The following is a 1,310-nucleotide window of genomic DNA, read 5'->3' as shown; positions in this document are numbered from 1 at the left end:
TGTCCCGTCCTGAATAAGGTTTACACCTTCTGATCCGTTTTCAGGAGGGCGTAATGAAATCAGCAAAAAGGCGTAGTCAGCGCGACTACACGCTGACCTTTAAATTATCGGTTGTTGATCAGGTCGAAAAAGGCGAGCTGAGTTATAAAGAGGCTCAGGAGCGCTACGGGATTCAAGGCAAAACGACCGTTCTGACGTGGTTACGCAAGCACGGTCGACAGGATTGGAGCCCAGGCACATACATTGGCTCGCCGAGGATGGGGTCTATGCCCGACAAAAACCGACCATTAACGCCAGAGCAACGTATCAAAGAGCTTGAAGAGCAGTTAGCTCTGTCCAATCAGAAAGCGCAGTTTTTCGAGGCGGTCGTGGACGTCTTAAAGAATGACTACGGTCTCTCCGTCGTAAAAAAGCGTCCCGGCAAGTCCTCGCGCAAAAACGAATCAACAACCTGAGCGTCAGCAGGGCTTGCCAGTTCATGGGGATAAGCCGACAGGCTTACTACAAACGCAATCGCGCCTACGCTGCTCGTCTGGAGCTGGATCAGAAGGTTGCCGATTTTGTTCAGCAAAAACGTCAGCGGCAGCCGCGTTTGGGCGCTCGAAAGCTGCATTACTTGCTGCATTGCCAGCCTCAACTTGAACTGCAAGTGGGTCGAGATCGGCTGTTTTCGATTCTGCGGGAAAGACGTTTATTGGTAGCTCGCAAGCGGTCTTATCACAAGACGACCAATAGTCATCATCGCTTTCACCGCCACCCGAACCTGCTCAAGCCAGGTCCCGAGCAGGTTGTTCCAAGCGGCCCGGAACAAGTCTGGGTGGCTGACATCACCTATTTGCCCACTCAGGAAGGTGCGGCCTATCTGAGCTTGGTAACGGACGCTTTTTCGCGAAAGATCGTGGGTTATCACGTCCATGAAAGCCTGCACACCGAGTCGGTAGCACATGCACTGCGCCAGGCGGTAAAGCACCGTCGGACAGAGCAGCCGTTGGTGCATCACTCAGATAGAGGTATCCAATATTGCTCGGGGATGTACCAAGCGCTGCACGCGAAATACGGTATTCGATGTTCAATGACGGACGGCTATGACTGCTACCAAAACGCCTTGGCAGAGCGGGTCAACGGGATACTAAAGACAGAGCTTATGCTCCAGCGACCGCAGGGTTTGCTGCAAGCGAAGAAGATGGTGAGTGAGTCGATATCGATCTATAACGGCGAGCGACCTCACCTGTCTTTGAAATACAAAACGCCCGATGCGGTGCATCGGGCGTTAGGGTGAAACAGGTGTAAACCTATTTCAGGACTAGACA

Annotated in this window: 1 pseudogene; it reads left to right on the top strand. The window is 52.7% G+C overall.

From position 1 onward, the window contains the following. Positions 1-53 precede the first annotated feature (53 nt). Positions 54-1,307, top strand: a pseudogene (locus tag BM321_RS29230) (IS3 family transposase). The last annotated feature ends 3 nt before the right edge of the window (positions 1,308-1,310 follow it).

The sequence above is a fragment of the Pseudomonas sp. NFIX10 genome (assembly GCF_900111955.1).
GTDB lineage: Bacteria > Pseudomonadota > Gammaproteobacteria > Pseudomonadales > Pseudomonadaceae > Aquipseudomonas > Aquipseudomonas fluorescens_AA.
This window is presented reverse-complemented; position numbering and strand designations above follow the sequence as displayed.